Below are 6,539 nucleotides of genomic sequence, written 5' to 3' on the forward strand. Positions count from 1 at the left end.
TTGCCTTATTTCATTTTGCTAAATAAACGAAAAGCATTACGGGTTGTTATTTGAGCTGTTTCTTCAATGCTTAAACCAATTGTTTCAGCCAAAACAGCTGCTGTATAGCATACAAAAGATGGTTCATTTGTTTTCCCCCGATGAGGGGTAGGTGCTAAAAATGGTGCATCTGTTTCCACCAACAAATGTTCATGGGGCACAATTTTTGCTATTTCACGGATTTCAAGAGCGTTTTTAAAAGTAAGAATACCTGAAAAAGAAATATAACCACCAAGCTCAATTCCAGCACGAGCAAGTTGCATTCCAGATGAATAACAGTGAAGGATAAAGGGAAAAGCTCCTTCTTTTATCTGTTTGCGCAATATTTTTTCCATATCGATATCGGCATTGCGTGAATGGATAACAAGAGGAATCTGTGTTTCTCTAGAAGCGATGATATGTTCTTGAAAAACTTTCTTTTGTTCTTCTGGTGTAGAGTAATCATAATGATAATCAAGCCCCCCTTCCCCAAACGCAACAATTTTAGGATGATTCGAGAGCTGTATAAGCTCTTCCGCTGTAATATTTTGTTCTTCATGCGCATGATTGGGGTGTGTTCCAACGGAACAAAAGACTTGATCATAGCTTTGCGCAATAGCTAACAGCTTATCTAACTTATGAACATGGGTTGAAATTGTTATCATACGTTTAACGTTAGCATCTAAAGCCCGTTGGATAACATTATCCAAATCTTGTGAAAAATCTTCAAAATCAAGATGACAATGTGTATCAATCAACATGATGAGTATCTTCTTTCTTCAAGATATAACGAGGAAAAATTGGTTCTGGTGGTGGAAGATCAAGTCCTTCTTGAATTTTCGCATGGCTTATATGATACAACAACCGATCATCTTCAGCAATCGCAAGGCTATCAAGAAGTTTTGCTGCTGATTGAGGTATGAAAGGCAAAAGCATTATTCCTATTCGCCGCAAGATTTCTACAGTTATATAAAGAACTGTAGAAAACCGATCTCGATCATTTTTACGTAAACTCCAAGGTTGTTCGTTGGCAAAATAGCGATTGGCATCTGCTACAATTGAAAAAATAGCTGAAAGGGCTAAATGCATACTATGAGAAGACATTGCTTGATGTACAGTTTCCAGCACCTGAAGAGATTGTTCTAAAAGCTGTTTATCTTGAACTAAGAATGAAGTTGGTTTTGGGACTTGTGCATTACAATTTTTGGCAATCATAGATAAAGAGCGCTGTGCCAAATTACCAAGATCATTAGCAAGATCAGCATTAATACGGTTCACTAAACTCTCATGGCTATAACTACCATCTTGTCCAAATGGCACTTCACGGAGAAGAAAATAACGGACCTGATCAAGACCGTAATGATCAACCATTTCAAAAGGATCAACGACATTTCCAATAGATTTTGACATTTTTGCACCACGATTAAGTAAAAAACCATGTGCAAAAATATTCTTAGGTAAATCAATTCCAGCAGACATTAAAAATGCTGGCCAATAGACTGCATGGAAACGAATAATATCCTTACCAATAATATGCGTATTTGCAGGCCAAAAATCACGTTTTGTTGAATTTTCATTGAAAAAACCAATTGCTGATAGATAATTTGTAAGTGCATCAACCCAAACATACATTACGTGCTTTGGATTATCAGGAACAGCAACGCCCCAATTAAAACTTGTGCGTGAAATAGAGATATCTTTTAAACCCGATTTGATAAAACTTATAATTTCATTTCGCCGCTCAAGTGGAGCAATAAAATCAGGATGTTTTTCATAATATTCAAGAAGAGCCTTTTCATAACGAGAAAGCCTAAAAAAATAACTTTCTTCTTCATTCCATTCAACTGGAGAGCCTAATTCCTTCTCGCGACGGATATTGTCTTGTCCAACTTCCGTATCTTTCTCTTCATAATAGGCTTCTTGGCGAATCGAATACCACCCCGTATAACGGCCGAGATAAATATCACCATTTGCTTCCATCTTTTTCCAAATTTCTTGACACGCTTGATAATGGCGTTCTTCTGTCGTACGGATAAAATCATCATTAGAACAATTTAATACTGCAAGCATTTTTTGAAATACCGCACTATTACGATCTGCAAGTTGCTGAGGTGTCATGCCTAATGCAGCTGCGGTTTGTTGCATCTTGAGACCATGCTCATCTGTACCAGAAAGAAAAAATACATTTTTCCCGTTTAACCGTTGAAAGCGGGCTAAAACATCGCTTGCAATGGCACTATAAGCATGTCCAATATGTGGAGCACCATTAGGATAAAAAATGGGAGTTGTTATGTAATATGTGTCACGCATGTCATACTCGTTGTAAAACGCTATAAATAGAAGATATTATGACATAACGTTTGTTCATCGCATTGTCACGGAAAAACTAATTCTCATGAATGATCTTATGAACTTTAAAAAGTAAGTTAATAACAAACTGCTTTTTATCGAGATTAAACAGTTGTATTTCCTCTATTTCTTGATGAATCTCTTGCCATTTTCCCGCATATTTTTTTGAGAGAAATAAGTCTCCCTTTTCAACGAGCATAATAGCTTTTTTTTGAATTTTATTAAGAATTTCATCACAAAATTGTTGAAATTGGAATGTAGAAGAAACAGATGAAAATGTTTGTGCAAGAGTATGTACAATCGTTGCGTTACAAACAGGTTTCTCTAGGAGAGCATCAATTGTTTTAATAATTTCAAGACCGCCATGGCAAATAAGTAAAGCGGCTTTTCGAGGGCTTCCTTTAGATTTTTTAATAATCATTTCAATTGTTTTTTCATCAGGTAAATCCTGATCGGCGAAAATATGTATAATAACTTTTTTCATTTCATCGTTATTCAACGGACGAAAAGAAATTTTTTGACACCGTGAATGGATTGTTGGAAGCAATTTTCCTGAAGAATGTGCGATAATAACAAATAACGTTTTTGTAGGTGGTTCTTCAAGTATTTTGAGAATTGCATTTGCTGCATTTCTATTCATATCATCTGCAGAATCAATAATAACAATACGCCATCCATTATCTTGCGATGTTCGACTTAAAAAATGCATAATATCACGGATATCATCAACGAGTATTCCTGTTTTAAACTTTTGCGTTTTCACATCAAATCGACGTGAAATATACAAAAGACCAGGGTGACTTCCTTGTGTAATTTGGCGCCATGGGGTAGAATAAGGATCGGGTTTCAGGAAAGAACTCTGTTGAAAACTTAAAATATTCCAAGCAAGATGAAAGGCTAATGTAGCCTTTCCAATCCCATATTCTCCTTCAAATAATAATGCATGATGCAAACGCTCTTCTTTAAGCATTTGTGTCAAAAAATGACGAACATCCTCATGACCAAAGAGAACATTGTTCTGGGATGGTGATAAAATTGTATCAATATCATCATATTGGCGTAAGGTATTTACATTACTCATGAAAGCTGCTCCAACAATACCTGATGACAAATATTTTTTATTTGATGAGCAATGGCTTCCACTGAGCCAGTGGCATCAATGACTCGAAATCTATGGGGTTCCCGTTTGGCCAATTGAAGAAAAGCCTGACGCCTTTGTTCTTGAATTTCCAACTGATCTTTTTCAAAATAATCAATTTCTTCTGTTTTTTTTCTTCGCAAATTTGCACGCTTCATACCACACATTGCTGGCATATCTAATAAAAATGTTAAATGAGGCAAAATACCATTGAGCGCAATACACTCTAAAACAGAAAGAAGAGAAGAACTGACGGTATCATTGAGGCCTTGATAAACGCGTGTAGAATCAATAAAGCGGTCACATAAAACGATTTTACCTTTTTGCAAAGAAGGTGCGATAACCTCAGTAACATGGTCGACACGTGCCGCTGTAAACAAAACAGCTTCAATCAATGGTCCATACTGTTGTATCTTCCCTGACAATAAAATATGTCGGATTGCTTCTGCTCCTGCCGTTCCTCCTGGTTCTCGTGTTGTAACAACATCATAACCTTTGTGAGAGAGATACTCAGCAAGCAAAGAAATCTGTACTGTTTTTCCTACTCCCTCCCCTCCTTCGAATGTAATAAAATAACCTGACACGTATGACCTTAACCTTATTAGCGCGTAACTATAAATATTTCCGTAACCATCCAATTGTGATTTCATAGAATGCATTTTTTACTTTTGCAAAGAAACTTCCTTCCTGAACATTCATTCCGGCAAAAACTGGTTTTTCCAGAAGAACCTTTTTATCTTCTAAAATTTGAATAACGCCAACTGATTGCCCAGAAACGATGGGGGCTTTCAATGGACCATGATATTTAATTTTTGCTTTAACATTTACTTTTTTTTCATTCGAAAGCATAAAACTTATTGGTGTTTTAACAATGAGTGGAACAAAATTTTGCTTACCACCATAAACAGGAGCACGACCAACCGTTTCTTCTCTTGTGAAAATCGTTTTGAGATCAAATGCCGTCATTCCCCATTGAAGAATGCGTTCTATTTCTTTTGTATATTTTTTTCTATCTTGCAAACCATTGATTGCTAAAAAAAGACGTTGATGATTTTTAGAAATGGTGGCAACCATTGAAAAACCTTCTTTTTTACTGTAGCCAAAACCAAATCCTTCTACACCAATTTCCTTAGAAATAAGAGGGTTTTTGTTACGTTGAAAAATATTATTCCACGTAAAATGAGGTTCACGATAAAGTGCATAATAATCTGGATATTCCTGAGTAATGTAACGTGCTAATATAATCATATCACGCACTGTTACAAATTGTCCCTCTTCGGGAAGCCCTGTTGCATTAACAAAATGACTCTGAGATAATCCAATCATTTTAGCGCGCTGATTCATCAACTTTGCGAAATGAGCTTCATCTCCTGATATGCCTTCAGCAAGAATAATAGCAGCATCATTTCCATTGACAATAATTAAACCACGCAACAGATCATAAACACTGATTTCTGTTTTTATCTTTGCAAACATAGTGGTTGTACCAGAAGGTGCTCCACCCTTGCGCCAAGCATTTTCACTGACCTTAAATTTCTGCGTACTTTTTAATAATCCTTTTTTTAATTGATGAAATACAACTTCTGCTGTCATCAATTTTACTAATGAAGCAGGAAAAAAAGGAATAGCACTTTGTTTTTCATAGAGTACTGTCTCTGTATCATCATCGAGTAATAACAATTGGGATGCGGGAGTTTGAAAATCTTGCGCTCTCCCCCATGTATCAAATGCCAATACTCCCCATAATATTAATAAGATCCTTAATACTGTATACATAGCCGCTCCTCCCATCTAAAAATCAGCATAAAGAATCTACTATATAGGAAAAAACTTTTTGATTGCTGCAAATTGAGGAATTATTTACAACTCACAAAAAGATTTTATTTTCATTTAGCTTTAGAAAAAAAATAATATGACACGCTTTTTATCTTCCATGTAGGTTCAGTTTAATTTTAAAGTATGAGAGACAAAATATTTTTTCCTATTTTTATTGATAGTATTTTGATTTGTTATGATAAATTATAATCTTTTAACGTGGATTTGATTCAAAATACTGTAAGATTCTCTCATCCCCTCCTCTCATATTAAATTCAATAAAATCACTTGCTTACGCGTCATAAGCAGGGTTCGTATATGGATAAAAATTATTAAAAAAGAGAGTAAAATACTTCTTATCAACCTCTCAAGTGTTAAGAATTATCGCACAAAACATTGGGGCTTGCAAAGTCTATGACGTTGTCGGTTTATATCTTCATAAGTGTGAAGATGGTGATATCTAAAGGCGTTACAGTTATGCCATTCACAGGCGCTGTCGTAAAATAGGCTTGTAGCGTGTTGAAATATATCTCTTTTAAATAAGTCCATGAATTGGCAATGTAAGTGTATTTTGTTTGAGACGCTCTGTTTTTCGTGAGGGAATTTACTCCATTAAAGAACATGATAAACAAAAGCATGAGATAATGCATAATCTTTTCATAGGATATTACCGTAGATACTTTGACAAGATATTGATTTATAATGATAATTTAGCATTATTCATATGGAATTAAAGACCAGAATAACGTAAGATTCTCTCATTTCAAATCTGTTTATCTTGAATCAATCAAAACCACTCATTTGCACATAACAAGTGGGATGAGTGTGTGGATCAAATTTGTATAAGAAAGGATTTAAAAATGGCTCTTATGAACCGTCTTAATGCAAGATCTGTCGCAACATTGGGGGCTGGCAAATATAATGATGGTGCCGGCTTGTTACTTCATAAGCGTAAAGATGGTGGTGCTCAATGGATTTACCGTTATACTATTCACGGACGTCGTCGTGAAATGGGATTGGGTGCTTTGAGAGATGTCTCTTTAAAACAAGCACGTGAATTGGCAACTGGGTGGCGTTCGGTTTTACGTGAGGGTCGTGACCCCATTAAAGAACGTGAGAAACAAAAGCGTGAAGCAATAAGCAATCTCCATTATTTAAAAGACATTGCTGTAGATGCTTTTGAAAGTCGGAAAGCTGAATTAAAAAATGATGGTAAGAA

Annotated in this window: 6 protein-coding genes; 1 reads left to right on the top strand and 5 read right to left on the bottom strand. The window is 35.5% G+C overall.

Annotated features, from left to right (window positions below; all coding sequences use genetic code 11):
* Positions 1 to 5: 5 nt before the first annotated feature.
* From ACFIM1_RS06200 to ACFIM1_RS06220, 5 genes are all read right to left on the bottom strand, one after another.
* Entirely contained in the window at positions 6 to 779 is a 774-nt protein-coding gene (locus ACFIM1_RS06200; RefSeq protein ID WP_375606873.1) for a TatD family hydrolase, read from the bottom strand.
* Positions 769 to 2,328, bottom strand: coding sequence for a methionine--tRNA ligase (gene metG / locus ACFIM1_RS06205; RefSeq protein ID WP_375608358.1), 1,560 nt, complete (start codon positions 2,326 to 2,328; stop codon positions 769 to 771). The genes ACFIM1_RS06200 and metG overlap by 11 nt, the downstream gene beginning before the upstream one ends.
* 76 nt (positions 2,329 to 2,404) lie before the next feature.
* Entirely contained in the window at positions 2,405 to 3,448 is a 1,044-nt protein-coding gene (locus ACFIM1_RS06210) for a DNA polymerase III subunit delta' (RefSeq protein WP_375609482.1), read from the bottom strand.
* Positions 3,445 to 4,089 carry a dTMP kinase gene (tmk, locus tag ACFIM1_RS06215; RefSeq protein WP_375609483.1) on the bottom strand — a complete coding sequence of 215 codons (645 nt, stop codon included), beginning with the start codon at positions 4,087 to 4,089 and terminating at the stop codon, positions 3,445 to 3,447. The genes ACFIM1_RS06210 and tmk overlap by 4 nt, the downstream gene beginning before the upstream one ends.
* Before the next feature lie 28 nt (positions 4,090 to 4,117).
* A complete protein-coding gene (locus tag ACFIM1_RS06220; RefSeq protein WP_375609484.1) occupies positions 4,118 to 5,281 on the bottom strand; it encodes a D-alanyl-D-alanine carboxypeptidase family protein in 1,164 nt (387 codons plus the stop codon).
* 899 nt (positions 5,282 to 6,180) lie between these two features.
* Between ACFIM1_RS06220 and ACFIM1_RS06225 the strand changes: the two genes are divergently transcribed.
* Positions 6,181 to 6,539, top strand: a 359-nt coding sequence (locus ACFIM1_RS06225) for an Arm DNA-binding domain-containing protein (protein ID WP_375609485.1), incomplete at its 3' end; no start/stop codon positions are given.

Origin of the sequence: Bartonella sp. AC158YNML, from assembly GCF_042196725.1 — a bacterium.
GTDB lineage: Bacteria > Pseudomonadota > Alphaproteobacteria > Rhizobiales > Rhizobiaceae > Bartonella.